The organism is Pseudomonas sp. GQ91 (assembly GCF_059758795.1).
Map to the genome: position 1 here is coordinate 1 of NZ_JCAXED010000083.1, position 244 is coordinate 244.

Genomic DNA, 244 nt, shown 5'->3' on the forward strand with positions numbered 1-244 from the left:
GCATGCACCGGGTTCGACGAGCCCAGGGTGGCGTTGGCTGCCGCGCCCATGGCGCTGCTGACCGCCATCGACGCCGCACCGCCGACCAGCATGCACGGCAGTTTGCTGAAGAACTTGCCCTTGCCACCCTTGAGCATCAGCAACGCGGTGACTGCCAGCCCGACGCCCGGGGTCTTGCCGCTGCGGATCTCACGCACCACCACCGAAGCGCCGCCAATGGTCACGTTGGGAGAGATCAGCCCGG

General features: G+C 68.0%; 1 protein-coding gene. It reads right to left on the reverse strand.

All coding sequences use genetic code 11. The features are described from left to right. A partial coding sequence (locus AC6CIA_RS26520) for a hypothetical protein (RefSeq protein ID WP_498316132.1) occupies window positions 1–244 on the reverse strand: 244 nt, incomplete at both ends.